Genomic DNA, 24,872 nt, shown 5'->3' with positions numbered 1-24,872 from the left:
AGGGGCGCAATTATGCCTTGGCGGGCCACATCACGCAGCGTATGACTGAACAGTCGCCCGAAGAGGGCAAGCCATCAGTGCGTGCCGGCCACCAGCACGCGACGGGCATCGAGATACGTCTGCTGCCAGTAGCGACTGGACAGACTGTCCAGCCGTACCGTACCGCCTGAACTGGGCGCATGCACGAAGCGACCTTCGCCGACATAGATGCCGGCATGACTGACCTGGCCGCCGCCACTGGTGGCGAAGAACACCAGATCACCAGCCGACAGCGCCTGACGCGGCACCGGCGGCACTGGCAGGCGAATCAGCTCACGGGTCGAGCGCGGCAGCTGCAGGCCAGCCGCATCGCGGTAGACAAAACCGATCAGGCCACTGCAGTCGAAACCACTGTCCGGCGTATTGCCGCCATAGCGATAAGGCGTACCGACCAGTCCCAGCGCACGAAACAGCACGTCCTCAGCCGCACCGGACTGCACAACAGGCGGCGGCAGGGGCTGGGGATCAGGAGAGCGACCGGCGCAGGCGGCCAGCAGAAGGATCGAAGCGAGGAGAGTGATGCGTGCCGTCAGGCGCATGGCGGGCAGTCCGTTGAAGCGACCGCCCTACTCTGCCCGCGCCGCCACAGCGGCGCAAGCCTGAGCAGGCAATCAGCGGCGCTGCGGACCGGCACTGGTGGCCGGCAACTGATGTTCGTCGAGCACACGCTTGGCCAGCATGTAGCTGGAGTTCCAGTAGCGGTCGGCCAGACTGTCGACGCGTACGCCGCCACTGCGGCTGCTCGAAGAATGAATGAACTGGTTGTCACCCAGGTAAATCCCGGCATGACTCACGCGGCCACGGCCACGGTTGTTGAAGAAGATGATGTCGCCCGGTTCCAGATCGCTGCGTGCCACCTTCGGCGCATCCAGAGTAATCATTTCGCGGGTCGAACGCGGCAGCTGAATGCCCAGCTCCTGCTTGTACAGGAAGCCGACAAAACCGCTGCAGTCAAAACCGCTCTGCACCGAGGTGCCGCCCGGACGGTAACGGGTACCCACCAGGGACAGGCCGTGGGCCAGCATGCTGTCGGCCAGGGACGGCAGCTCGTAGGACTCATCGTCCGTCAGCTCAGCCATCTGCTCGGTGCTCGGTTCATCGACCGAAGTCTGCACAACCGGCGGTTGAGTCTGGGTCAGCGACTGCTGCGGGGCGTAGCCGGCGCAGGCGGTCAGTAGCAATGTCAGTGCGATAGGCACGATGGGTGCGAAGCGAATATGCATGGGCACAACCGTGTCGATTTCTTATAAAGGACGCGACTATGCCGGCTATCAAATCGATTTGCAAATTTAATCAGACAAACTGTGACTCAGTAGTTCCAGCAGAACGTCTCCAGCGCCGCAACGCAAACTGAGATCAACCGAGGCGGTCAGCTCCGTGGCCTGCGGGTTGATTTCCACCGTGAAACCACCCTTCTGCCGCGTGCGCAGCAGCGGTTCGCGGATATACGGAAAGCTGGCCGTGGTGCCGATGGCCATGACCAGATCAAAGCCCTCACGCAGCTCGTGGTAAAGCCTGTCGATGGCCTGCTCAGGAAGCATTTCACCGAACAGGACCACGGGAGGCCGCAGGATACCGGCGCAGCGCGAACAGCGGGGAGGCAGCGGTCGCTGCAGATGCTCCGCCAGCTCGGCACTCATTTGGCCGCAGGACTGGCAGTACAGCGGCGCCAGTTGGCCATGGATTTCAATCAGGCGCTCGGCCGGACTGCCAGCGGCCAAATGGTAGCCATCAATATTCTGCGTCAGCAGCCAGCAACCTGGCTTGCGTCGCTGCAACTCGGCCAGTGCCCGGTGCCCGGGATTGGGCTCAGCCGCCAGACAGGCGCGCCCCAGTTCGGCCAGGTACTTCCAGCACAGTTCCGGACGCTCGCGCAGCATGTCGCCGGACAACGCCACCTCGATCGGCAGCCCCTCGGCCGTGCGACCGTTATACAGGCCACCGAGGCCGCGGTAGGTCGGCAGGCCCGACTCGGCGGAAAGACCGGCCCCGGTGATGATCAGAATGCGCCGGGCACTGGCCAGCCGGGCAGCCACCTCGGCGATCTGCGCAGCCAGTGAAGTTGGCATGGCGGTCAGTGGTTGACGGTATGCGCCAGCATCACCGACAGCTGGCATAGCGGCCGGCCACTCTCGGCCTGCCATTGATTGAAGGCGGCCTGCACCGCAGCCAGTTCTTTCTGGCTGGTGGGGGCCTTGTCGACGATACCCTGAGCCTTGAGTGCGGCAACCAGGTCATCGGTAGGAATAAAGGTGTCCTTGCCCATCATGCGCAACAGCCGCGGTGCCGACAGGCCACCGAGCTGGCTGCCGTTTTTGGCGAGGTATTTCCACAGCCCGACGATGTCACTGCTCGGCCAGTCGGCAATCAGTTGGCCGAAGCTGCCCCGCTCACGGGCCACATCGAGAATGAACTGGGCATTGCACGGCACGCTTTTCAGCTTGCCCAGATGGCGGATCAGGCGACTGTCCTGCATCAGCCGCTCCAGGTGCTCGGCGCCCATCAGCACCACCTTGTGCGGATCGAAGGCGAAGAACACCTCCTCGAATGCCGGCCATTTGGCATCCACCAGACTGTGCTTGAGCCCCGCGCGAAACACGCGCAGGGCAATCAGCGACAGGTAGCGATCATCGCCCAGCGCGCGCAGCGCTTCAGCACTGCGCGGCTGCGGCAGACGCGCCTCCAGCTCCGCCACACCGCCAAAGCGGTTCAGGCAGTAGCTGGAGAGCCAGGCGTAATCGCGCACACTCAGGCCTGAGTATTGACCGGTACGTCAGGGTACCAGGCATCGACCAGCTCGCCGATGCTGTAGCTCTGCAGTTCCTTACGGCCCTTGAGCCAGGCATCCAGCGCCTGGCGCTGCTCGGCGCTGACCGAGCCGCGTTTGGCCAGGCAGACGAAACCGAACTCGTCGCAACCGGAGTAGACCAGACCAGTATCTTCCACCTGATCGAGGAAGGCATTGAAGAATGCCTCATAGTCGTCATCGCTCAGGCTGTCGGCGAAGGTGAAGGCCAGTTCGAAACCGAGCTCCTGGAACTCCTCGACACAGAGTTTTTTGCGCAGACGGCGGGAACGGGTGGCCATGGGTGAATCCTCAACAATGAAATGAGGCGCCACTTTAGCAGCCCACAGGGTCGGCGCCTATGCGCAATCGCGGCAGCCACGGGCACGCACGAGACAACTCGGGCATAATGCGCGGCGTTCTGCAGGCACTCGCCCAGCGACTGCCAGGCCATTTTCACCTCTTCATCTTGCCTATCGTCATCGGGTTGCTTCTGTATGTTTACCTCACTTCGTCATCTGGCTCTGGCCGCCCTACTCCTGCCCCTGACCGCCCAAGCCGCACCCTCTGTCAGCAATGCCCTGCCCCCCAGCGTGGCCAAGGCCCTGGCGGCCAACAAGATCAGCACCAACTCACTGGCGCTGGTGATGGTGCCGCTGACCGGCCCGGGTACCACCACCCTGGTCAACCCGGATGTATCAATGAACCCGGCGTCGACCATGAAACTGGTCACCACCTACGCCGCCCTCGACATCCTCGGCCCCACCCACCAATGGCAGACCGAGTTCTACACCGATGGCCAGCTGCGCGACGGCGTGCTGCACGGCAACCTCTACCTCAAGGGTGGCGGCGACCCGAAGCTGAACATGGAGAAACTCTGGTTGCTGATGCGCGATCTGCGCGCCAATGGCGTGCGCCAGATTACCGGCGACCTGGTACTCGACCGCTCGCGTTTCAACCAGCCACAGCTGCCAACCTTCAACGACGACGGAGGCGATGACAACAAGCCGTTCCTGGTCGGTCCGGACGCCCTGCTGGTCAACCTCAAGGCTGTGCGTTTCATCACCCGCGCCGAGGGTGGCAAGGTCAATGTCGCGGTTGAGCCGCCGATTGCCACCATCGTGCTCGACAACAAGGTCCAGCTGCAGCGGGCGGCCAAGTGCCCGAGCTGGCCGGACGTGCGCTTCAGCCCGGTGGCACAGGCCGACGGCAGCGTGAAGGTCACCGTCAGCGGCAAAATTCCCGATGGTTGCAGCGCCCAGACCTACCTCTCGGTGCTCGACCACCCGGCCTATGCTGCCGGTGCCGTGCGCGCCATCTGGAAGGAACTGGGCGGTTCGATCAATGGCAAGGACCGCGAAGGCACCCTGCCCAAGGGCGCGCGACTGCTGGTACGCGCCTTCTCCCCGGATACCGTGGAGATCATTCGCGACATCAACAAGTACAGCAACAACACCATGGCCCGCCAGCTGTTCCTCAGCATCGGCGCGCAATACCGCGACAAAGCCGACAAGGACGACGCCTGGGCCGCTCAGCGGGTCATCCGCAACTGGCTGGCACGCAAGGGCATCCAGGCCAGTCATCTGGTGATGGAAAACGGTTCAGGTCTGTCGCGCGCCGAACGCATCAGCGCCCGCGAAATGGCCATGATGCTGCAGGCGGCCTATCGCGGTCCCTACGCCGCCGAGTTCATCAGCTCGATGCCACTGGTGGGCATGGACGGCACCATGCGCAAGCGCCTCAAGCGCACCGCGCTGCAGGGCCAGGCCCATATCAAGACCGGTACGCTGAACACCGTGCGCGCCATCGCCGGCTATGCCCGCGACCGCAACGGCGATACCTGGGCGGTGGTGGCCATTCTCAACGACAAACGCCCATGGGGTGCCTCGGCCATTCTCGACCAGGCCTTGGTGGCGCTGTACAACCAGCCGGCACGCCGCTGACCGCATGCCTCCGGGTCAGTCGGCACCGAGCTGAATGACCCGGTCACGCCCCGCCTGCTTGGCCGCATATACGCCCTCATCGGCGCGGCGCAGCAAGCTGTCGGCATCATCTGCCACCTGCCAGCTGGCCACCCCAAAACTGGCTGTCACCTGTCCGACTATGGGGAACGGTTTTTCACGCACCACCTGCCACAGACTCTCGGCCAGATCACGAGCCTGATCCCCCCGACTGCCAGGACAGATCACGACGAACTCTTCACCACCGATGCGACAAAGCACATCCGTGCGCCGTAAGCGTTGCCCCAAACGACGACACAGCTCTCTGAGCACCTCGTCACCGACATCATGCCCGTGGGTATCGTTGACCAGTTTGAAATAGTCGATATCCAGCATGATCAGTGCGAGCGGTGCGGCAATGCGCTGTGCAAGCTGTAAGTGCTCCTCTAGGCGCAGCTGGAAATGGCGCCGATTGAACACACCAGTCAGGGGATCGGTCACCGCCAACTGCCGAAGTTCTTCCTCAATGGCCTTGCCGGCGCTGATGTCGGTGATGTAGCCGTGCCATAGAACCGAGCCATCAGCCAAGCGCTCTGGCAAAGCCTCGCCACGCAACCAACGCAGGCCACGACTCGGCAGCTGCACACGAAACTCCTCACACCAGGGCGATAGCTGCTGAGCCGAACGCCTGATACTCAAACTTACCGTTTCCTTCTCCTCGGGCAGAATGCGACCGAAAACCTCACTAGCATCGTCACGTACGTCCTCAGGCGCCACCTCATAGATCTGCCGTACGCCTTCGCTACACCAAGGGAAACAGCTGCTGCCATCAGGCCGCAGAAGATACTGGTAGATTACGCCAGGAACCTGAGCGGAGAGCTTATTAAGCAACGCCTGCTGGTCCAGCAAGGCCTCGCGGGCCTGGCGCTCGGCACTGACATCAATGGCCACGCCCAGATAGCCCTGCGGCACACCATCTGGGTCCCGCATAGCCGTGACCAGCAGATTGACCGTAAGGCGGCGTCCATTTTTACAGTGATAACTCCAGTCCCGAGCATCACTGTCCTGCAAACCCAAAGCCCCCGCCACCAAGGCCTCAAAGCCATGCACACGACGCCCGAGATGCTCACAGAGTCGCTGCTCACGCTCAGCCACCTCCTGCCGATCGTGAAACAGCAGAGGCGTGTGCTGGCCCACCACCTCATCGGCGGTATAACCGAGCATGCGCTGAGCCCCCACATTGAAGGTCGTGATGACGCCGCTCAAATCCGTGGCGATCACTGCAACCTGCGTGGCCGAATCAAGAATCGCGTGTAGCTGACCCAGGGTTCGCGCCAGCTGCAACTCCCCGTTTTTACGCACACTGATATCGGTCATGGTGCCGATAATGCGCAGAGCCCGACCTTGCTCATCCCGTTCAACCACACGGCCTCGATCGAGCACCCACAACCACTCGCCCGCCCCCGACTGCAGGCGGTGCTCATGCCTGTAGAAGGCACTACCGCCCTGCAGATGGGCATTGAGCTCCCGGAGCATGTCGTCACGATCCAGCGGGTGCACACGCGACAACCAATCTTGGCGAGTGCGCGGTAGCTCACTGTCGGATATGCCAAGAATATTGGCCCAGGCTACTGAGCAGAACAGTTCATCGGAGTGCAGAGTCCAGTCCCAGATACCATCGCCACTACCATCCAGAGCATGCCCAAGACGCGCCGATGCCTGACGCAGCTCAGCCTCACTCCAGCGCAGCTCCTGGGTACGCTCTGCAACCAAACGCAATGCCCGCTGACGCTGCCCCAGAAGCAGGCTGAGCAACATCACCAGCAGAACACTGAACAGCGCACCAGCTAATGCCACCCAGAGGAAAGCCAGCGAGCGGTTAGTCGCGGTAAAGGCAGCCGTTGGACGAATCAGCAAACGGTACTCGCTCAACCCGAGGCGCAACTGAGTCTCCCATTTCAGTCGGCCATCAGCCGCCTGACGCGATTGATAAAACCGCTCCCCCGACTGCTCTAACGTCAATTCGAGACTAAGTTGCTTCGCTCCACGCTCACTGTGACTTTCGAGCACCTGCGACAGACTGATAACCACCGAAACCACGCCAAGAGCTTCGCGCGCCCGCAATGCCGCAGGTGGCAGGCGCGCCTCGCGAAACACCGGCATGAAAAGGATTACAGCCGCCGTGTCTTGCTGGCTGGCACCAACCGGACGTAACAAACCAGAAGCCACAGCCTGAGCCTGATTGACCGCAGCCAGCAGAGCTGTACGCCGAGTCTGCTGTGACAACAGGTCAAGCCCAATAGGCAAGCTCGGCAGTCGCGCCGACTGGCTGTAGAGCAAGGGGTAATAGAACTCGCGCGGAGCAGCTGGTTGCAGACGACCATCGCCTTGCAGGTCAAGAATGCGGAAGCCTGCCCAGTCGCTAGCAGCCACCTCGCGCTCAAGAGCCTCTCGCTGACTACCGCTGACGCGTGGTATCCATGAGTACGCCAGAGCATCCTGAACAAAGGGCTGAACGAAGGAAGAAAACTGCTGGCGGCTGACATTCGGCTTCAGTTGCATGAAGCTGGCCAGGCTTTCCAGATTGCGCCGCTGCAGCAGTAGTTGTTCTTCAATCAGCGTGCGCCGTTCCTGCGCCAGATGCTCGAAGCGCTCCTGCATCTGATGTGTCTGTTGCCACCAGACGATGCTGGCCAGGAGGAGCGTCAACAGTAACCCGCCAAGCGCCACCGCCAGTAACAACACGCGCAAGGGCACCTCAGGCGGAACCGACTCACGGCTAAATAACTGACGAATCCAGGGCATTACCACATCCCGCTGCAAGCGACCGCCCACGGCCGATGGAGTCCAGTCTAGCCCTCGTCTGCTGTTAAACCTTGGCCTGGATCATCCAGGCGCGATGAATCTTCGGATTGCGCACAAAATCCGGATCCAGCGTCTGCTCGCTGATTTCCTCGACCCGGTAGCGCGCCTGCAGTCCCTCATCGAGGACGAACTTGCGGAAGTTGTTGGAGAAGTACAGCACTCCGCCCGGTGCCAGACGCGCCATGGCCAGATCGATCAGCTCGACCTGATCGCGCTGTACATCGAACACCCCGTCCATGCGCTTGGAGTTGGAGAAGGTCGGCGGGTCGATGAAGATCAGGTCGTACTCGCCGCGATCCTCGGCCAGCCACTGCATCACATTGCCCTGTTCCAGACGCTGCTTGTCGGAGAAACCGTTGAGCGCCAGGTTTCGGCGCGCCCAGTCGAGGTAGGTTTTCGACAGATCGACGCTGGTGGTGCTACGCGCGCCACCGCGAGCGGCATGCACGGTGGCCGTGGCGGTGTAGCAGAACAGGTTGAGGAAGCGCTTGCCGGCGGCCTCGCGCTGGATGCGCAGACGTAGCGGACGATGATCGAGGAACAGGCCGGTATCCAGATAGTCGGTGAGATTGACCAGCAGCTTGACACCGCCCTCGCTGACTTCCATGAAACGACCCTGCTGATCCTGACGCTCGTACTGCCGTGTGCCGCTCTGACGCTCGCGGCGCTTGATCACCACCTTGTCGGAGCTGATAGCCAGCGCTACCGGAATGGCCGCCAGGGCATCGAGCAGACGGGTCTGGGCCTTCTGCGGGTCGATCGAACGCGGCGCGGCGTATTCCTGCACATGCACCCAGTCGCGGTACAGATCGACCGCCACGGCGTACTCAGGCATATCCGCATCATACAGACGGTAGCACTCGACGCCGGCCTTCTTCGCCCACTTGCCGAGTTGCTTGAGGTTCTTCTGCAGTCGATTGGCAAACATCTGACCGCCCTCGGAGAGGCGCGCCGGCTCACTGGCCTGACTCGGCGCAGGCGCCTCGCCGGCCGCTTCGGCGGCACGCCGCTCACCACGCTCGCCGGTGACAAACTGATCGGCCGTGACTCTGAACAGCAGCAGCTTGCACGGCAGCGCGCCGTTCCAGAAGGCGTACTGCTTGTGACTGCGGATGCCCATACGCTTGCCCAGCTCGGGCGCCCCGGTGAATACCGCTGCATCCCAGCCGGCGCACTGTTGACGCAGGCGCTCGCCCAGATGCTGGTAGAGGTACAACAGGCTGGCTTCATCCCCCAGGCGCTCACCGTAGGGCGGGTTGCACACCACCAGCCCCGTCTGCCCCTGATCCGGGCGCGGCGCGAAGGTGGCCAGCTCGCCCTGATAGATTTTCACCCAGTCGGCAAGGCCTGCGCGCTCGATGTTGTTGCGCGCGGGCTGAATCAGGCGCGGATCGGCCTCATAGCCACGAATCCACAGTGGCGTTTTCGCCAGACCAACCGCGGCGCGCTCGCGCGCTTCATCATGGAGTTTCTTCCACAGTGCCGGCACATGCCCCAGCCAGTGGGAAAAACCCCACTGCTCGCGCTTGAGGTTCGGCGCCAGATCGGTGGCCATCATGCCGGCCTCGACCAGGAAGGTGCCGACACCGCACATCGGGTCGCTCAGCGCCTCACCGCGGGCAGCACGCTCCGGCCAGCCGGCACGAATCAGAATGGCAGCGGCAAGGTTTTCCTTGAGCGGTGCCGCGCCCTGCTGCAGGCGGTAGCCACGCTGATGCAGGCTGTGCCCGGACAGATCCAGCGACAGCACCAGCTCACCCCGTTCCAGGTGAGCGTGAACGCGCACCTGCGGATTGACCTTGTCGATGTCCGGGCGCTGACCGAAGCGCGCGCGCAACTGGTCGACGATCGCGTCCTTGACCTTGAGTGCGCCAAAGTGACTGTTGTCGATACCGGCTCCGCGACCGCTGAACTCCACCGCCAGGCTGCCGTTGGCCGCCAGGTGCTCGCTCCAGTCCAGCGCATGGACGGCGGCATACAGACTCTCGGCATCGCTCACCGGAGTGCGCGCCAGCACCAGCAGCACACGGTTGGCCAGGCGCGACCACAGGCACAGGCGATAGGCCACTTCCAGGCTGCCACGCCCACGCAGGGCCGCCGGCTGCTCGCGCACTTCCTCCAGGCCCAGGCCGCCGGCCTCTTGCGCCAACAGGGCTTCCAGGCCCTTGGGACAGGTCAGGATCAGCTCAACACTCTCGGACATGACTACGCCTTTTCAGTGGACAGACCGGGCTGCAGCCCGCTGTCGCCAGGACGAAAGGGAAATACCCTTCGTCGGAACTTTGATCATCAGCGGCCACTCAGGCAGCCACTGCTCGGAAACTCATCTGCTGCCGCCTCGGCCAGTCCGGCTGCGGCTTCGGGTATCTGCGCAGCGGACAGCGGCAAAAATGCTTATGGCTATATTCCATAAGCATTAACCCTTTATGACAAATCAGTCATTCACAGGGTAGGACGCATTGTTTAGAACTCAGCTTAACCCGTCAGCGCAATGTTGCCGGGCGACCTTCGCCACGCCGGCAGCGAAGGTCGAAGGCAGAACCATTCTGCCGGGTCCTCTCCGGAGGCCATAGGAGAAAACAGTCAATAACTGAGGGCAACACCCTATGAAGAGACTTAAGCGTGACCCGATGGATCGAGCTTTCATGCGCGGCTATCAGCACGGCGTCCATGGCAAATCCCGCGACTTGTGTCCTTTTACTCACCCGTCCACCCGACAGGCCTGGCTCAATGGCTGGCGTGAAGGGCGTAGCGACAACTGGGACGGTTTCACCGGCACTGCCGGCATTCACCGGTTAAACGAACTCCACGCCGTCGGTTAAAGGCTGGATCACCCGAATTCACCAAGCGCGTCCCATCCGGACGGCGGGCGCAAGCCCAGAGGGCCCCTTCTCAGGGGCCCTTTTTATTGCCTCAGCTACGGCCCGGCATGGCAGCAATAGCATCCACCGCCTCACGGATCAGCTCAGGCCCGCGATAGATGAAGCCGGAGTAGATCTGCACCAGGCTCGCACCGGCAGCAATCTTCTCTGCCGCATGGGCACCCTCGGTGATACCGCCGGCCGCGATGATCGGCAGACGCCCGGCCAGTTCAGCCGCCAGCACTCGGACCGTGTGGGTGCTCTTCTCACGCAGCGGCGCACCGGACAGACCACCGGCCTCGGCGCCATGCGGCAGCCCCTCGACGCCTTCGCGGCTGAGCGTGGTGTTGGTGGCAATCACCGCATCCATACCGGTTTCCAGTAACGCGCGGGCCACTTCCACGGTTTCTTCGTCGCTCATGTCCGGGGCGATCTTGATCGCCAGCGGCACGTGACGGCCATGCTCGCGGGCCAGTTCGGCACGGCGACTGGCCAGGGTGCCGAGCAGCTGTTTGAGCGAATCACCAAACTGCAGGCTGCGCAGGCCCGGGGTGTTCGGCGAGCTGACATTGACCGTGATGTAGCTGGCGTGGGCATAAACCTTGTCCAGGCAGATCAGGTAGTCGTCGACTGCGCGCTCGACCGGGGTATCGAAATTCTTGCCGATATTGATGCCCAGCACGCCACGGTAACGGGCGCTCTTGACCCGCTCCAGCAGATGGTCGACGCCATGGTTGTTGAAGCCCATGCGATTGATGATCGCCGTGGCCTCGGGCAGGCGGAAAATGCGCGGTTTGGGGTTGCCCGGCTGTGCACGCGGGGTCACGGTGCCGATCTCGATGAAGCCGAAACCCAGTTGGGCGAAGCCATCAATGGCATCGCCGTTCTTGTCCAGACCAGCCGCCAGCCCTACCGGATTATCGAATTCAAGCCCCATGACCTTGACCGGCAGACGACGCGGCGCCGGCAGCAGAAGCTTGTTCAGGCCCAGGCGGCCACCTGCGCCAATCAGGTCGATGGACAGCTCGTGGGAGGTTTCCGGGGCAAGTTTGAACAGCAGATGGCGGGCCAGGGTGTACATGAGTGCGGCTTCAGCGAGGCAAAGGGGCAGCGATTATAGCTGCTGCGGCACTCAGACCTGTAGTCCACCTGGTCGCGGAGCACCCGTAGTGGACAAGCGCACCAGTTCCTGCAACTCGCCGGAGGCACTGAAATCCAGACGAAAACAGCCATAGATGCCTTCATGGGTAAGAAAAGGCTGCAGGTGGCGGGCCGGCAGACTGACCTTGCGGCCATCGCGGCTGAGCACCTGTACACGGTTCGCCTGACCGCGGTAGACCGCGAGAAAACGCTCGGCCGGCAACGCCAGATCGAAAATCAGACTGGGCATCATCTTCCCCTGTAATGCCGCCTAGTGTGACATAGCCGCTGCAGCACTTGCGCTACGGCGTGGCACATGCCACAAGAAGGATGCACAACGCGCGCAGCTCTGCCAAACTGGCAGCACTTGAAGATGGAGTTTCAATCTGGCATGAGCCTGTCACCCCCGACATTGTCATCACGCCTGTCTGCCCTCGCCCAGCGCCTGGGCCTGAGTGGGCGTGGTCGGCTGTTGGGCCAGCGCGCGCAGGAACTCCATCTCCCCTTCCAGTCACTACCCGCCCCGCGCGACTCGCTGTGGTGGCAACACAGTGCCCCGCTTGAACGTCTGGTCGACATGACCCATGGCGCCCTCTCCGGCCCGGTGCAGGAGGATAAGGCAGAAGCCCGTGCGGTGCTTTTGGGCCTGGTCCGCGAAGAACACAGCAGCCTCGACAGTTTCGACCTGCGTCAGCTCGACGGCCTCTGCGGCCAGCCCAACGAGGACTGGCAGTCGCTGGAGGACATTGCCAACAGCCCCGCCGGCAAGCAGCTGCGCATCATCAGCTACAAGGATTTCGTCAAGACGCTGAATCTGGCACTGCCGCGTCATCTGGTCGGCGAAGCCCTGCAACTGAAAAGCGCCGACTGGCGTGGCCCGCGCCTCTACTGGTGCGGTGAACAGCAGCAGGTTGCCCTGGCCTGCGCCATCATCTACGCGCGGCGACGCGGTCTGGAACTGCAACTGCCGGCCGAGCTGACCCACTACCGCCTCAACCCAGCCGGACTTGCCGAACTGGATAACCGCTACTTCATGCTGGCCATGCCGCCACAGAGCTGGAGCGATCCGCACTTCATGGATCTGCTGCTTACCGGCCTGCCCTATGCGCGCCTGTCCCTGCTGCGCACACCCGGCGCGCCCGAGTTTCTCCTGCTGCCCAAGCGTAACCCGGACTCAGCCGCCCTTGGCGAAGGTCTGCGCCTGGCTGGCGCCCCGGATGCGGTGGCCTACCTGCGCCAGCTGCAAGCCGCATACTGAACAAGCTCTTAAAAAGAAAGGCCCCGAAAATGCCGGGGCCTTTTTCGTTGCAGTAACCGATCAGCTACCGCCCTGACCGCTCAGAGCCAGGTCCATCAGCTCACGACTGGCCACGGCATACATGGCGTAGTCAGCACCGGTGGCCGCACGCAGCTCGGCCTGCATCCCACGCCAGCGCTCTACCAGCACCTTATGTTGCTCCTTCCAGGCCGCCAGACGCTGCTCGCTGCTGGCCGCCTTGCCCGGCTGCTGCAACACCGCCACGGTAATGGCGCGCTGCTGCCAGTCCAGATCATCACGGAAGGCCTCACGCGCCAGTGCCTGCCAGTTGCTCTCCACCGGCAGCGCGGTGATCTGCTGCAGATACCAGGACAGGTCCAGCGCGCTGCCGACCGCGAAGAACACTTCGGCGACCTGCTCCACATCCTGCCCGGTGACATCTGCCGCCTCGATGATCGGCAGCAGGGTGTACAGGTGGCTGGTGCCGGCCACCAGACGCGCCAGTTGCTCCGACACGCCCGCCTCCACATAGCCCTGATAACGCGCCAGCCACTGTTCGCGAGCAGGCCCTTCGAGCAATTCATCCAGCTTGCCGGTCAGGGTTGCCACCCGCGGCGCAAAGTGCGCCACATCTCGCGCTGCGTCCAGCTCGTTGCGGCGATTGCGCAGGAACCAGCGGGTAGCACGACGCCCCAGTCGCATCAGCTCGTCCATCAGCGCCAGCTGCAGCTCGGCCGGCACCTGGTAATCCAGTGCCTCGATCTGCTGCCACCAGTGCGGCAGACGGAACACGTCGCGGACGATCACATAGGCCGCTGCGACATTGGCCGCACTCATGCCGGTAGACTCCTTGAGCCGCTGCACGAAGGTGATGCCCATGTGGTTGACCAGATCGTTGGCGATCTGCGTACTGACGATCTCGCGCTTGAGGCGGTGCTGACGCATCTGCGCGCCAAACTTGGCCACCAGCTTGGGCGGGAAAGCCGTTTCCATGTCGCGGATCAGATAATCATCATCCGGCACACGCGATTTCAGCAGGGCTTCCTTGAGATCGATCTTGCTGTAGGAAATCAGCACCGACAGCTCCGGACGCGTCAGGCTCTGGCCGTTGGCCAGACGCTCGCTGACCTCCTCCTCGGAAGGCAGAAACTCCAGCGACCGGTCGAGCTTGCCGGCAGATTCCAGTGCCGCCATCAGCCGGCGGTACTCGCCAATGCGTTCACCGGCGCGCCGCTGAGCGAGAGACAGCGCCTGAGTCTGTTTGTAGTTGTTGCCCAGTACCAGCGCAGCCACTTCATCGGTCATCTCTGCCAGCAGCTTGTTGCGCTGCTTCTCAGTCATGTCGCCGGCCTGCACCACGCCACCGAGGAGAATCTTGATGTTTACCTCGTGGTCGGAGCAGTCCACCCCACCGGCGTTGTCGATGAAGTCGGTGTTGCCGGCGCCGCCATTGAGACCGAACTCGACCCGGCCCAGTTGGGTCATGCCCAGATTGCCACCTTCGCCGAAGACCCTGGCGCGCAGTTCGCAGCCGTTGACCCGCAGGCCGTCGTTGGCCTTGTCGCCGACATCGGCGTGGGTCTCTCTGCTCGACTTCACATAGGTGCCGATGCCGCCATTCCAGATCAGGTCCACGGGCGCCTTGAGCAGCGCGTTGATCAGGTCGTTGGGGGCCAGCTTGTCGGCCTCGATGCCGAAGCGCGCCTTCATCTGCGGCGTGATGACAATACTCTTGGCGCTGCGCAGGAAGATGCCGCCACCCTCGGAGATCAGCGCGGTGTCATAGTCGGCCCAGGAGGACCGCGGCAGGGCGAACATTCGCTGACGCTCGGCAAAGCTCTTCGCCGCATCCGGGTTGGGGTCGATGAAGATGTGCATGTGGTTGAAGGCAGCGACCATCTGCAGCTTGTCCGACAGCAGCAGGCCATTGCCGAACACGTCACCAGCCATGTCGCCGATGCCGATCACCGTGGTCAAATCCTTCTGGATGTCGATGCCCTGCTCGCGGAAATGCCGCTGCACCGAGACCCAGCCGCCTTTGGCGGTAATCCCCATGCCCTTGTGGTCGTAGCCGGCCGAACCGCCGGAGGCGAACGCGTCGCCCAGCCAGAAGCCATAATCCAGGGCAATACCGTTGGCGATATCGGAGAAGGTCGCCGTGCCCTTGTCAGCTGCCACCACCAGATAAGGGTCGTCGGCGTCGTGGCGTACCACGTTGCTCGGCGGCACGACCTGACCATCCTTGAGGTTGTCGGTGATATCCAGCAGGCCACTGATGAAAATGCGGTAGCAGGCGATGCCCTCTGCCAGTACCTCATCACGGTTGCCACCCACCGGCATCTTGCGCGGGATGAAGCCACCCTTGGCGCCCATCGGCACAATCACCGCGTTCTTCACCTGCTGCGCCTTGACCAGGCCCAGCACCTCGGTGCGGTAGTCTTCCTCGCGGTCGGACCAGCGCAGACCGCCACGGGCCACGTCGCCAAAGCGCAGGTGTACGCCCTCGACGCGCGGGCAGTAGACGAAGATTTCGAACTTGGGCACTGGTCGCGGAATGTCGGGAATCGCGCGAGGGTTGAGCTTGAAGCTGAAGTACGACTTGGCCTGGCCACTGGCATCGGGCTGATAGAAGTTGGTGCGCAGGGTGGCCTTGATCAGATCCAGATAGCGCCTGAGGATACGGTCCTCGTTGAGCACCGCGACATTGTCCAGCGCGGCGAGAATGGCCTGCTCCAGCTTCTGCTGTTTAGCTTCCAGATCGTCGGCGGTCAGCTTGCGGGCCAGGTAGAAACGGGTCTTGAACAGCCGCACCAGCTCGCAGGCGATGTCGGCATGGTTGATCAGCGTGCTGGCGATGTAGCCGTGATCGAAGCCCAGACGGATCTGCTTGAGGTAACGGGCATAGGCCCGCAGCATCGCCACATCACGCCACGGCAGACCGGCGGCCAGCACCAGACGGTTGAAGGCATCGTTCTCGGCATCGCCGTTGACGATGTGCACAAAGGCATCCTGCAGGGTCTCGTTGAGCACCTGAATATCCGGCATCTGGGCGCCGGCATAGGTGAAGGCGAAATCGTGAATCCAGAACTCGCGGCCATCCTGGCGGCGCAGGCGGTAGGGGAACTCGCCCAGTACCCGCAAGCCGAGGTTTTCCAGAATCGGCAGCACATCCGACAGCGGCAGCGGCGTATCGGCGTGGTAGAGCTTGCAGTGCAGCTGCGACTCGCCCTGGGCCAGCGGCTGGTAGAAGCTCATCACCAGCGGCCGCTGTTCGGACAGGCTGAGCAGATGCTGCATATCGATCACTGCCGAGTGCGGTGCAAATCGCTCGGTGTAGCCGGCCGGGAAGCCTTTTGGGAAATCGGCCAACACCTGGGTGCCGTGCCCCTCGCCCAGGCTCTCCAGCATCAGGCTGGTATAGTCGTCCTTCCACGAGCGGCAGGCCTGGATCACTTCCTGCTCCAGGCGGGCAATATCCACCTGCACACGGTTGCGCGGATCGACACGCAGAATGAACTGCACCCGTGCCAGCACCGACTCGGAGAAGTAGGTCCAGAACTCGCAGTCGCTGGCCTGCAAACGCTCCATGAGAATCTGCTGGATCTTCACGCGGATCTCGGTGGAATACACATCGCGCGGCACATAGGCCAGGCAGTAGCAGAAACGTCCGTAGGGATCGCGACGCAGGAAGATGCGCAGTTTGTTGCGCTCCTGAATCTGCACGATGCTGATCGCAGTGTTGAACAGCTCATCGACCGGCGTCTGGAACAGATCATCACGCGGCAGCACTTCGAGGACCTGGCCCAGCTCCTTGCCCAGATGCCCCTGAGCATCGAAGCCTGAGCGGCGCGCCACCTCGGCCACCTTGTGGCGGATGTAGGGAATGTGATGCACGCTCTCGGCATACACCGACGAGGTGTACAGGCCCATAAAGCGGTATTCGCGAATCACCTTGCCCTTGCTGTCCAGCTCGCGCAGCGAAACGAAATCCGGGTAGGCCGGCCGATGCACCCGGCTCGGCTCGGAGGCCTTGGCGAAGGACAGCAGGATCGGCTCGCGCAGGTAGCTGGCGGCTTCGCTGTCAATCTCCCGCTCACTGGCCGGCAGCCCCTGACGCAGCATCTTGCTCAGGCCCAGCAGCGAGCCTTCGTCGTAGACGATGCGCGACACACCGCCCTGCTCCTCCACGCTGAACTCCTCGAAGCCGAGGAAGGTGAAGTGGTTGTCGATCAGCCAGCTGAGGAACACCTTGACCTCTTCCAGCTCGCCGGCATCGCCCTTGCGTTTGCTTTTGCCCATGCCCGCCAGCAAGGCCTCGGCGCGCGCCTTCATCGCCGGGAAATCGGCAACTGCCAGACGCACCTCGGCCAGCACTTCCTGCAACGCCTTCTCCAGAGTCTTCAGCGCGCCGACATTGGCGCAGCGGTTGATCTCCAGATACATCAGCGCTTCATGCTGCACATCCTTGCCGGTACTACCCTTGGGCAGCAGCTCCAGCAGTTCGCCCTGCTTGTTGCGACGCACACTGAACACACTGTTTTGCAGGGTATGGATGCTGTACCCGCGGCGGTTCAGCTCCATGCGCACCGAGTCGACCAGGAACGGCTGATCGGCGTGCAGCACCTCCACCGCGGTATGAGTCGACTGCCAGCCATGTTTCTCGTAGTCGGGGTTGTACACCCGCGCCTGCGGCGCATCGGATTTGAAGCGTTCAAGCAAACGCCAGGCCGACAGCGTGCAGCCAACCAGATCGGACAGGCGCCGCTGGCATAGCTCGTCCAAGGGCACGATGCCGAAGAACTGCTCGGCGAACAGGGCTACTTGTGGCAAGTCCTGTTCGCTGACGTGCTGGGCCAGCGCCGCTTGCAGTTGGTGCTGAAAGTCGGTTTTGCTGGCAGCAGTGAAAAACGCCATGGTGATGCTCCGCAGGTTTTGTTGTTGGGAGGAAGCGTTGCTCTGAAAAACGTTGCTGTGAGGAAGCATAGGCGAGCCACATAAATGCAGAACCGTGATGCAACTTGCAGGCAGCGAGTTGGTCGAAGCGCAGCCGAATGATTTAAAGTGGCTGCCGCCCGCCGCCGGCGGTTCTGACCCAGTGGTCACAATTGAAAAGAGCATAGCGATGGATCACCGTGAAGCGCTTGTCACGCTGCGACATTTTCTTGCAACCCAGATCCTCGGCCAGGAAAAACTGGTTGAGCGCCTGCTGATTGCCCTGCTAGCCGACGGACACCTGCTGGTCGAAGGCGCCCCAGGCCTGGCCAAGACCAAGGCCATCAAGGAACTGGCCTCCGGCCTCGAGGCCGAGTTTCACCGCATCCAGTTCACGCCCGACCTGCTGCCGGCCGACATCACCGGCACCGAGATCTATCGCCCGGAAACCGGCAGTTTCACCTTTCAGCAGGGGCCGATCTTCCACAACCTGGTGCTGGCCGACGAGATCAACCGCGCCCCGGCCAAGGTGCAGTCGGCGCTGCTCGAAGCGATGGCCGAACGCCAGGTATCGATCGGCCGCAGCACCTACGACCTGCCGCCGCTGTTTCTGGTGATGGCCACGCAGAACCCGATCGAACAGGAAGGCACCTACCCGCTGCCCGAAGCCCAACTCGACCGTTTTCTCATGCACGTGAAGATCGGCTTTCCGGATGCGGCCGTGGAACGCAAGATTCTCCAGCAGGCCCGTGGCGATGCCCTCAATGGCGAAGCCCCGCCGCCCCAACCGGTGACCCAGGACGCCATCTTTGCCGCGCGCCGCGAAATCCTCGGTCTGTATATGGCCGACGCCGTGGAGGAGTACCTGGTGCAGCTGGTGATGGCCACCCGTACTCCGGCCAAGTTCGATGCCGAGCTGGCCGGCTGGCTGACCTACGGTGCCAGTCCACGCGGCACCATCGCCCTCGATCGTTGCGCACGTGCCCATGCCTGGCTGGCCGGACGCGACTTCGTCAGCCCCGAAGACGTGCAGGCCGTGCTGTTCGATGTGCTGCGCCACCGCCTGATCCTGACCTTCGAGGCCGAAGCCGCCGGTATTGATCAGGACCGCGTGATCCAGCGCATTCTCGACGTGGTGGCCGTGGCCTGACGGCCACGGACAGATCCCGCCCATGCAGCTGCCCTCGCAACCCGGCATCCGCGTCTCACTCGGCGAACTCATCGAGATGCGCCATCGGATCGGCGAAGTACAGCTGTTTTCCACCCCGGCCCGGCGCAGCCCGCTGATCGGCCTGCACCACTCCAAGCTGCGCGGCCGTGGCGTCGACTTCGATCAGGTGCGTGCCTATCAAGCCGGCGACGACGTACGCACCATCGACTGGCGGGTAACTGCCCGTACCCAGGAGCCGCACACCAAGCTATTCCATGAGGAGCGCGAACGTCCGGTCTTCCTGGTGATCGAACAGAGCAGCCGGCTGTTCTTCGGCTCGGCTCTGTGCCTGAAGTCAGTGCTTGCCGCCCAGGCCGCGGCTCTGTTCGGCTGGGCCGCGCTGAACCACAACGACCGCATTGGCGGCCTGGTGTTCAGTGACCAGGAACACCATGAGATCAAACCGAGGCGCAGCAAACAGAGCCTGCTGCAACTGCTCAACGTGCTGGTACGCAGCAATCAGCAATTGGGCTGCAGCGACGGCCGCGCCCCACGGGAAACCTTCAGCCTGGCCCTGCGGCGTGCCCGCGAAGTGCTGCGCCCCGGCAGCCTGGTGGTGATTCTCTGCGACGAGCGCACCCTCAACGACACCGCCGAACAGCAGCTGGCGCTGCTTGCCCGGCATACCGACCTGATCCTGCTGCCGCTCAACGACCCACTCGACCATACCCTGCCCAGCGCCGGCCTGTTGCGTTTTGCCGAGGGCGAGGCCGAGCTGGAGCTGGACACCCAGGACGAACACCTGCGCAACAGCTACCGCGAACTGGCCGACGCCCGCCGCTCGCGCTGGCAGCGGCTGGCACAGAAACTCGGCGTGCCCCTGCTGCCACTGTCGACCCGCTTCGAACTGGTCGAGCAACTGCGCGATCAGTTGCATCCACTGGGAGCCAGGCGATGAACCCGCTGGATCAGCTTGAGCCCCTCATCGCCCCTCCGGCCATCAGCGCCTGGCCGCCAGCCCCCGGCTGGTGGCTGCTGCCCATTCTGCTCGCGGCTCTGCTCTGGGGCCTCTGGCGCCTGTGGCAACGCCGCCCACGGCGCAAGCAACCGGGCGAGGAGAAACTCATCGACCCCTTGCGTTTAGCCGCCCTACTGGAGCTGGAGCGCCTGCCCACACCGCAGACCGGCGAGCCCGCCGGCCCCTGGCTGCAGCAGCTCAACCAGTTGCTCAAGCGCCTGTGCCAGAGCCGCCACCCCCACGATCCCAGCCTGACCCTGAGTGGCCGTGCCTGGCTGGCCTATCTCGACTCGCGTTGCCCGGCTGCCGGCCTGACCCGCTGGATGGTGCTGGTCGAAGGGGCTTACCGCGCCGATGTCCGCCTCGACGAGAAGGCTGTCGCCGGCCTGCAGCAGGCGGTCAGCACCTGGATTCGCAAGCATGTTTGAATTTGCCTGGCCGTGGGTCTTCCTTCTGGCGCCGCTGCCCTGGGTGATGCGCCGCCTGCTGCCCGCCGCCGACAGCGGCGAATCTGCGCTGCGGGTGAGTTTTCTCGGCGAACTCGAAGGCCTTGCCGGCCGCCGCGCCAAAGCCCGCCTGCCTGCCTGGCAGGGACAGGCACCGTTCGCCCTGATCTGGCTGCTGCTGTTACTGGCCGCGGCACGTCCGCAATGGATAGGTGAAGCGCAACCACTGCCTACCAGCGGCCGCGACCTGCTGCTGGCCGTAGATGTCTCCGGTTCCATGGATTACCCCGACATGCACTGGCAGGGCGAGGACATCAGTCGCCTGGAGCTGGTCAAGGCGCTGTTTGCCGACTTTATCGAAGGCCGCCGGGGCGACCGGGTCGGTCTGATCCTGTTCGGCAGCCAGGCCTACCTGCAGTCGCCGCTGACCTTCGACCGTCACACCGTGCGGACCTGGCTGGAGGAAGCGCAGATCGGCATCGCCGGCAAGAATACCGCCCTCGGCGACGCCATCGGTCTGGCGGTGAAACGCCTGCGTCAGCGTCCGGCACAAAGCCGCGTGCTGGTGCTGATTACCGACGGCGCCAACACCGCCGGAGAGATAAACCCGGCCACTGCAGCCAAACTCGCCACCGAAGCCAGGGTTCGTATCTACACCATCGGTATCGGTGCCGAGCCGGCGCAGTCCGGTGTGGCCGCCATGCTGGGCCTGAGTCCAGGTCTGGATCTGGACGAGCCGGCCCTGCGCGAAATCGCCAGTCTCAGCGGTGGTCAGTACTTCCGGGCACGCAGCGCCGATGAACTGCAACAGATCGGCCAGACCCTCGACCAGCTCGAGCCGGTCAGCCAGAAAGCCACTTCGGCCCGCCCCACTTACGGCCTGCATGCCTGGCCACTGGGTCTGGCTCTGCTGGCCAGCATGCTTCTGGTAGCCCTGGAGCTGTGGCCGGATGCCTGGCAGCGCCTGCGCCGGAGGTCGGCATGATCGAAGAGCTATGGCCGCACTGGCTGCGACCGTTCTGGCTACTGGCTCTGCCCCTGCTCGGCTGGCTGCTGTGGCAACTGTGGCATCGCGAGAAGCGCAGCGGTCGCTGGCAACTGCTGCTGCCGGCGCTGATGCAGCAAGCCCTGCTCAGCACTGGCCGAGGCCAACGCTATCGCGGCGCCTGGCTGCTGGGTGTCGCCTGGCTGCTGGCCGTACTGGTCCTGCTCGGCCCCAGCTGGCAGCGCGTCGAACACAGCCGCATCAAGCGCGCCGACCCGCTGGTCGTGGTACTCGACCTGACGCCGGCAATGCTCGCCGCCGACCTGCCGCCCAACCGTCTGGAACAGAGCCGGCGCAAACTGCAGGACCTGCTCAAGGCCCGAGAGGAGGCACAGACCGCTTTGGTGGTGTATGCCGGTAGCGCCCACACCGTGGTGCCGCTGTCCGACGACCTGATGACCAGCCGCAACCTGTTGCAGGCCCTGCAGCCTTCGATCATGCCCGAGAGCGGCCAGCGTGCCGACCTGGGCATTGCCCACGCGGTTGAACTGTTACAGCAGGCCGGCGCCGCCAGCGGCCGCATCCTCCTGCTGACCAGCCAGCTGAGCGGCGAAGAACAGGACGGGATAAGCGCGGCCTTGCGCGGTGAGCCGGTACGCCTGGATATCCTTGGTGTCGGCACTGCCGCCGGCGCGCCCATTGCTCTGGAGGGCGGTGGCTTTCTCAAGGATGCCGCCGGCGCCATCGTCATTCCGCGCCTGCAGAACAGCTCGCTTGCCCGCATGGCCACCGATCAGGGCGGGCGCTATGCCAGCCTGAGCCTGGATGACACCGACCTACAGCGCCTGCAGTTGCTCGGCAGTCCGGACAGTCTACGCGAAGAAGGGGACCCGGCGATCCTCGCCCTGTGGTCCGATCAGGGCTACTGGCTGCTGCTGCCCCTGCTGTTGCTGGCAGCCTGCGCCGGCCGTCGCGGCTGGCTGTTTCTGGTGCTGCTCTGCCCGCTGTGGCAGCCTCAGGCACGCGCTCTGGAATGGGCCGACCTGTGGCAGCGGGCCGATCAGCAAGGCGCCCAACTGCTTGAGCAAGGCAAAGCTGGCGAAGCGGCCAAGCGCTTTAACGATCCACAATGGCAAGGCATGGCGCATTACGCGGCCGGCGACTACGCCGCCGCTGCCGAGCGCTTTGCCCAGTTCGACACGGCCAGCGCCCATTACAACCGTGGCAACGCCCTGGCCAAGGGTGGCGAGCTGGCCGCCGCGCTGGATGCCTATGACATCGCCCTGGAGAAACAACCCGATCTCGAGGCCGCCCGCCACAACCGGGCGCTGGTCGAGCAACTGCTGCGCCAGCAACAGCAACAGCAACAGCAACAGCAACAAAGCCAGCAGGAGCCAAGCTCCGGCGATCAGCACGGTCAGGGTGCACAACAGTCGCCGCCCTCCCCTGCGCAAGACACTGATAAACAGCGGGGCGAATCCGGTACAGCCCAGAAGCCCGCGGAGAATCCTGCACCTTCCACCCAACAGCGTCCGGATCAAGCCCAGCCTCCATCGACGGCAAAACCCCAAGAGCCCGCCAATACAGGCCAGGGCGATGCTGCTCAGCGTGACACGGCAACAGCAGAGAAGCCTGAGCAGCCGGCCAGCATCGCCAGCGAAGGTCTCAGCAGCGAGCAGCAACAGGCATTGGAGCAGTGGCTTCGGCAGATTCCCGACGACCCTGCCGAACTGCTCAAGCGCAAGTTCTGGATCGAACAACAGCAACGCCAGGAAAACCGGCCATGAATCCCATTCTCCGCGCCGCCGTGCCGGCTCTGTTCAGCCTTAACTGCCTGGCCGCCGGTATCAGCGCCAGCCTGGACCGCACTCAGGTCAGCGAAGGCGAAAGTGTCGAGCTGACCCTGCAGAGTCAGGGCGCTATGCTTCAGAGCACGCCGGACCTGAGCCCTTTGCAGAAGGACTTCGAGATTCTCGGTTCACGCCAGGTCAGCAGTCTGAGCACCGGCGCTGGCGGCACACAGCAAAGCACGCGCTGGCTCATCAGCCTGCTGCCGCGGCGTACCGGTCAGCTGGAAATTCCCGCCCTGCAGATCGGCGACAGCCACAGCCCGGCGCTGCAACTGCAGGTCGATACCAGCAACGCGACCGGCAGCACGTCCGTGGCGCCTGTCTTCATCGATGCCAGTCTGTCTCAGGAGGAAGTCTATGTGCAGGCCCAGACGATCCTTACCCTGCGTATCTATCACTCGGTGTCGCTGTACGACGACAGCAGCCTGACCCCTTTGCAGATGAGCGATGCCCGGGTCGAACCGCTGGGTGAACCGAAGACCTTCGAGCAGGTCATCAACGGCGTCCGCCATGGCGTGATCGAACTGCGCTACGCCATCTACCCGCAAAAAAGCGGTGATCTGCTGATCCCCGCCCAACTGTTCAGCGCCACCATGGTCGATACGCGTCAGAATCAGGATTTCATGCCCTTCGGTTCGCGTCCGGGCAAAGCAGCACGGGTCAAATCGCCGGAGATTCCGCTGCGGGTCAAACCACGCCCCGCCGAGTTCCCTGCCGATGCGCCCTGGCTGCCGGCCGCCGCCGTCAGCCTCAGCGAGGCCTGGAGCCCGGAGCCACAGAAAGCCATGGAGGGCATATCGCTGACGCGTAACGTGCTGCTCAAGGCCGATGGTCTGTCCGGCTCTCAGCTGCCGCCGCTGGAGCAGGCCGAGGTGAGCGGACTGCGCCGTTACCCCGAGCAACCACAGACGCGTAATCAGGCGGATGAACGCGGACTGCTCGGCAGCCGCGAGGAAAGTGTGGCGCTGGTACCCACCCGCAGCGGTGAGATCGTGCTGCCGGCCATCGAAGTGCCGTGGTGGAACACCCGTACCGACAGCCTTGAATACGCCCGCTTGCCTGAGCGCCGCCTGCAGGTGGCGATCAATCCGCAATTGCAGGCCGAAGCCATGCCCGGCGGTGCAGTTGCCGAGGGGACGCAAGGCAGCCAGCGCCTGTGGCCATGGCAGCTGTCCACCGGTCTCTTCGCCCTGACCACAGCGCTGGGCTTTGGGCTCTGGTGGCGCGCGCGCAAACAGCCGGCTGTTGCCGCGACAGCCAGTACCGGACCAAGCCCGCGTACCCTGCTCGACGATCTCAAGCGCGCCTGTCTGGCCAACGACTCACAGGCCACCCGGCAGGCACTGGACGCCTGGGCCCGCCAGCAACCGGAAACGCTCGCTGACATGGCCGCACGCTTTGCCCCGCTCTCCGAAGCGCTCGACGGTCTCAATGGTGCACTCTACAGCGAAAGCGGGCAGAACTGGCAGGGCGAAGCTCTGTGGAAAGCGGTCAAAGGCCTGCCGGCACTCAGCGCCGAGACGGCAACCCCGGAAAACAGCTTGCCGCCGCTCTACCCCCGCTAAGTGCCAGCCTCACCGGATTAATCATCCGGCTTTTCAGA

The 24,872-nt window shown here is 63.5% G+C and carries 19 protein-coding genes; 9 read left to right on the top strand and 10 right to left on the bottom strand.

Annotated features, from left to right (window positions below; genetic code table 11):
- Positions 1–74: 74 nt before the first annotated feature.
- The 5 genes from CK486_RS02195 to CK486_RS02175 all read right to left on the bottom strand — a co-directional run bounded on the left by CK486_RS02195 (position 75) and on the right by CK486_RS02175 (position 3,126).
- Complete coding sequence (locus tag CK486_RS02195) at positions 75–578, bottom strand: C40 family peptidase (protein ID WP_095938633.1); 504 nt, start codon at positions 576–578, stop codon at positions 75–77.
- 72 nt (positions 579–650) lie between these two features.
- On the bottom strand, positions 651–1,262 hold the full coding sequence (locus tag CK486_RS02190; protein ID WP_095938632.1) for a C40 family peptidase: 612 nt from the start codon (positions 1,260–1,262) through the stop codon (positions 651–653).
- Between the two features lie 66 nt (positions 1,263–1,328).
- Positions 1,329–2,108 (bottom strand): NAD-dependent deacylase, encoded by a 780-nt coding sequence (locus CK486_RS02185; protein WP_095938631.1) that lies wholly within the window; start codon positions 2,106–2,108, stop codon positions 1,329–1,331.
- 5 nt (positions 2,109–2,113) lie between these two features.
- A complete protein-coding gene (locus tag CK486_RS02180; protein WP_095938630.1) occupies positions 2,114–2,785 on the bottom strand; it encodes a DNA-3-methyladenine glycosylase I in 672 nt (223 codons plus the stop codon).
- A 2-nt stretch (positions 2,786–2,787) separates the two neighbouring features.
- Positions 2,788–3,126 carry a YggL family protein gene (locus tag CK486_RS02175; RefSeq protein WP_095938629.1) on the bottom strand — a complete coding sequence of 113 codons (339 nt, stop codon included), beginning with the start codon at positions 3,124–3,126 and terminating at the stop codon, positions 2,788–2,790.
- 195 nt (positions 3,127–3,321) lie between these two features.
- On the opposite strand from CK486_RS02175, the gene dacB reads away from it, so the two are divergent.
- Positions 3,322–4,767 carry a D-alanyl-D-alanine carboxypeptidase/D-alanyl-D-alanine-endopeptidase gene (gene dacB, locus CK486_RS02170; RefSeq protein WP_095938628.1) on the top strand — a complete coding sequence of 482 codons (1,446 nt, stop codon included), beginning with the start codon at positions 3,322–3,324 and terminating at the stop codon, positions 4,765–4,767.
- Between the two features lie 15 nt (positions 4,768–4,782).
- Here dacB and CK486_RS02165 read toward each other — a convergent pair whose 3' ends face one another.
- Positions 4,783–7,569, bottom strand: coding sequence for a diguanylate cyclase (locus CK486_RS02165; RefSeq protein ID WP_095938627.1), 2,787 nt, complete (start codon positions 7,567–7,569; stop codon positions 4,783–4,785).
- Between the two features lie 64 nt (positions 7,570–7,633).
- Positions 7,634–9,832 (bottom strand): bifunctional 23S rRNA (guanine(2069)-N(7))-methyltransferase RlmK/23S rRNA (guanine(2445)-N(2))-methyltransferase RlmL, encoded by a 2,199-nt coding sequence (gene rlmKL, locus CK486_RS02160; protein WP_095938626.1) that lies wholly within the window; start codon positions 9,830–9,832, stop codon positions 7,634–7,636.
- 403 nt (positions 9,833–10,235) lie between these two features.
- On the opposite strand from rlmKL, the gene rmf reads away from it, so the two are divergent.
- Positions 10,236–10,451: a ribosome modulation factor gene (gene rmf / locus CK486_RS02155; RefSeq protein ID WP_095938625.1), complete on the top strand. Its 216-nt coding sequence runs from the start codon at positions 10,236–10,238 to the stop codon at positions 10,449–10,451.
- 91 nt (positions 10,452–10,542) lie between these two features.
- Here the strand turns inward: rmf and CK486_RS02150 are convergent, their stop codons facing one another.
- Complete coding sequence (locus CK486_RS02150) at positions 10,543–11,571, bottom strand: quinone-dependent dihydroorotate dehydrogenase (RefSeq protein ID WP_095938624.1); 1,029 nt, start codon at positions 11,569–11,571, stop codon at positions 10,543–10,545.
- A gap of 51 nt (positions 11,572–11,622) precedes the next feature.
- A complete protein-coding gene (locus CK486_RS02145; protein WP_095939044.1) occupies positions 11,623–11,880 on the bottom strand; it encodes a DUF2835 domain-containing protein in 258 nt (85 codons plus the stop codon).
- 141 nt (positions 11,881–12,021) lie between these two features.
- Here CK486_RS02145 and CK486_RS02140 point away from each other — a divergent pair, with 141 nt between their 5' ends.
- On the top strand, positions 12,022–12,888 hold the full coding sequence (locus CK486_RS02140) for a DUF6685 family protein (RefSeq protein ID WP_095938623.1): 867 nt from the start codon (positions 12,022–12,024) through the stop codon (positions 12,886–12,888).
- A 60-nt stretch (positions 12,889–12,948) separates the two neighbouring features.
- On the opposite strand, the gene CK486_RS02135 is transcribed toward CK486_RS02140, so the two are convergent.
- On the bottom strand, positions 12,949–17,802 hold the full coding sequence (locus tag CK486_RS02135; protein ID WP_095938622.1) for an NAD-glutamate dehydrogenase: 4,854 nt from the start codon (positions 17,800–17,802) through the stop codon (positions 12,949–12,951).
- 208 nt (positions 17,803–18,010) lie between these two features.
- On the opposite strand from CK486_RS02135, the gene CK486_RS02130 reads away from it, so the two are divergent.
- From CK486_RS02130 to CK486_RS02105, 6 genes are read left to right on the top strand one after another with little or no spacing between them, the layout of a single operon-like run.
- Positions 18,011–18,970, top strand: a complete 960-nt coding sequence (locus CK486_RS02130; protein ID WP_095939043.1) for a MoxR family ATPase — start codon at positions 18,011–18,013, stop codon at positions 18,968–18,970.
- Positions 18,971–18,992: 22 nt separating this feature from the next.
- Positions 18,993–19,928 carry a DUF58 domain-containing protein gene (locus tag CK486_RS02125; RefSeq protein WP_095938621.1) on the top strand — a complete coding sequence of 312 codons (936 nt, stop codon included), beginning with the start codon at positions 18,993–18,995 and terminating at the stop codon, positions 19,926–19,928.
- A complete protein-coding gene (locus CK486_RS02120) occupies positions 19,925–20,416 on the top strand; it encodes a DUF4381 domain-containing protein (protein ID WP_095938620.1) in 492 nt (163 codons plus the stop codon). The genes CK486_RS02125 and CK486_RS02120 overlap by 4 nt, the downstream gene beginning before the upstream one ends.
- On the top strand, positions 20,409–21,419 hold the full coding sequence (locus CK486_RS02115; RefSeq protein ID WP_095938619.1) for a VWA domain-containing protein: 1,011 nt from the start codon (positions 20,409–20,411) through the stop codon (positions 21,417–21,419). The genes CK486_RS02120 and CK486_RS02115 overlap by 8 nt, the downstream gene beginning before the upstream one ends.
- On the top strand, positions 21,416–23,206 hold the full coding sequence (locus CK486_RS02110) for a VWA domain-containing protein (protein WP_256574342.1): 1,791 nt from the start codon (positions 21,416–21,418) through the stop codon (positions 23,204–23,206). Before CK486_RS02115 ends, CK486_RS02110 begins: the two co-directional genes overlap by 4 nt.
- The gene (locus tag CK486_RS02105; protein WP_095938618.1) at positions 23,203–24,834 is read left to right on the top strand and encodes a BatD family protein; all 1,632 of its coding nucleotides are present in this window, start codon (positions 23,203–23,205) and stop codon (positions 24,832–24,834) included. The genes CK486_RS02110 and CK486_RS02105 overlap by 4 nt, the downstream gene beginning before the upstream one ends.
- Positions 24,835–24,872 lie beyond the last annotated feature (38 nt).

Source organism: Pseudomonas sp. HAR-UPW-AIA-41, from assembly GCF_002304225.1.
Lineage (GTDB): Bacteria > Pseudomonadota > Gammaproteobacteria > Pseudomonadales > Pseudomonadaceae > Aquipseudomonas.
This window is presented reverse-complemented; position numbering and strand designations above follow the sequence as displayed.

Coding starts and splice junctions, on each gene's coding strand:
- CK486_RS02120 (WP_095938620.1), top strand. CDS start 19,925: ATGAACCCGCTGGATCAGCTTGAGCCCCTCATCGCCCCTCCGGCCATC.
- dacB (WP_095938628.1), top strand. CDS start 3,322: ATGTTTACCTCACTTCGTCATCTGGCTCTGGCCGCCCTACTCCTGCCC.
- rmf (WP_095938625.1), top strand. CDS start 10,236: ATGAAGAGACTTAAGCGTGACCCGATGGATCGAGCTTTCATGCGCGGC.
- CK486_RS02190 (WP_095938632.1), bottom strand. CDS start 1,262: ATGCATATTCGCTTCGCACCCATCGTGCCTATCGCACTGACATTGCTA.
- CK486_RS02105 (WP_095938618.1), top strand. CDS start 23,203: ATGAATCCCATTCTCCGCGCCGCCGTGCCGGCTCTGTTCAGCCTTAAC.
- CK486_RS02195 (WP_095938633.1), bottom strand. CDS start 578: ATGCGCCTGACGGCACGCATCACTCTCCTCGCTTCGATCCTTCTGCTG.
- CK486_RS02110 (WP_256574342.1), top strand. CDS start 21,416: ATGATCGAAGAGCTATGGCCGCACTGGCTGCGACCGTTCTGGCTACTG.
- CK486_RS02165 (WP_095938627.1), bottom strand. CDS start 7,569: ATGCCCTGGATTCGTCAGTTATTTAGCCGTGAGTCGGTTCCGCCTGAG.
- CK486_RS02130 (WP_095939043.1), top strand. CDS start 18,011: ATGGATCACCGTGAAGCGCTTGTCACGCTGCGACATTTTCTTGCAACC.
- CK486_RS02115 (WP_095938619.1), top strand. CDS start 20,409: ATGTTTGAATTTGCCTGGCCGTGGGTCTTCCTTCTGGCGCCGCTGCCC.
- rlmKL (WP_095938626.1), bottom strand. CDS start 9,832: ATGTCCGAGAGTGTTGAGCTGATCCTGACCTGTCCCAAGGGCCTGGAA.
- CK486_RS02135 (WP_095938622.1), bottom strand. CDS start 17,802: ATGGCGTTTTTCACTGCTGCCAGCAAAACCGACTTTCAGCACCAACTG.
- CK486_RS02145 (WP_095939044.1), bottom strand. CDS start 11,880: ATGCCCAGTCTGATTTTCGATCTGGCGTTGCCGGCCGAGCGTTTTCTC.
- CK486_RS02140 (WP_095938623.1), top strand. CDS start 12,022: ATGAGCCTGTCACCCCCGACATTGTCATCACGCCTGTCTGCCCTCGCC.
- CK486_RS02150 (WP_095938624.1), bottom strand. CDS start 11,571: ATGTACACCCTGGCCCGCCATCTGCTGTTCAAACTTGCCCCGGAAACC.
- CK486_RS02175 (WP_095938629.1), bottom strand. CDS start 3,126: ATGGCCACCCGTTCCCGCCGTCTGCGCAAAAAACTCTGTGTCGAGGAG.
- CK486_RS02125 (WP_095938621.1), top strand. CDS start 18,993: ATGCAGCTGCCCTCGCAACCCGGCATCCGCGTCTCACTCGGCGAACTC.
- CK486_RS02185 (WP_095938631.1), bottom strand. CDS start 2,108: ATGCCAACTTCACTGGCTGCGCAGATCGCCGAGGTGGCTGCCCGGCTG.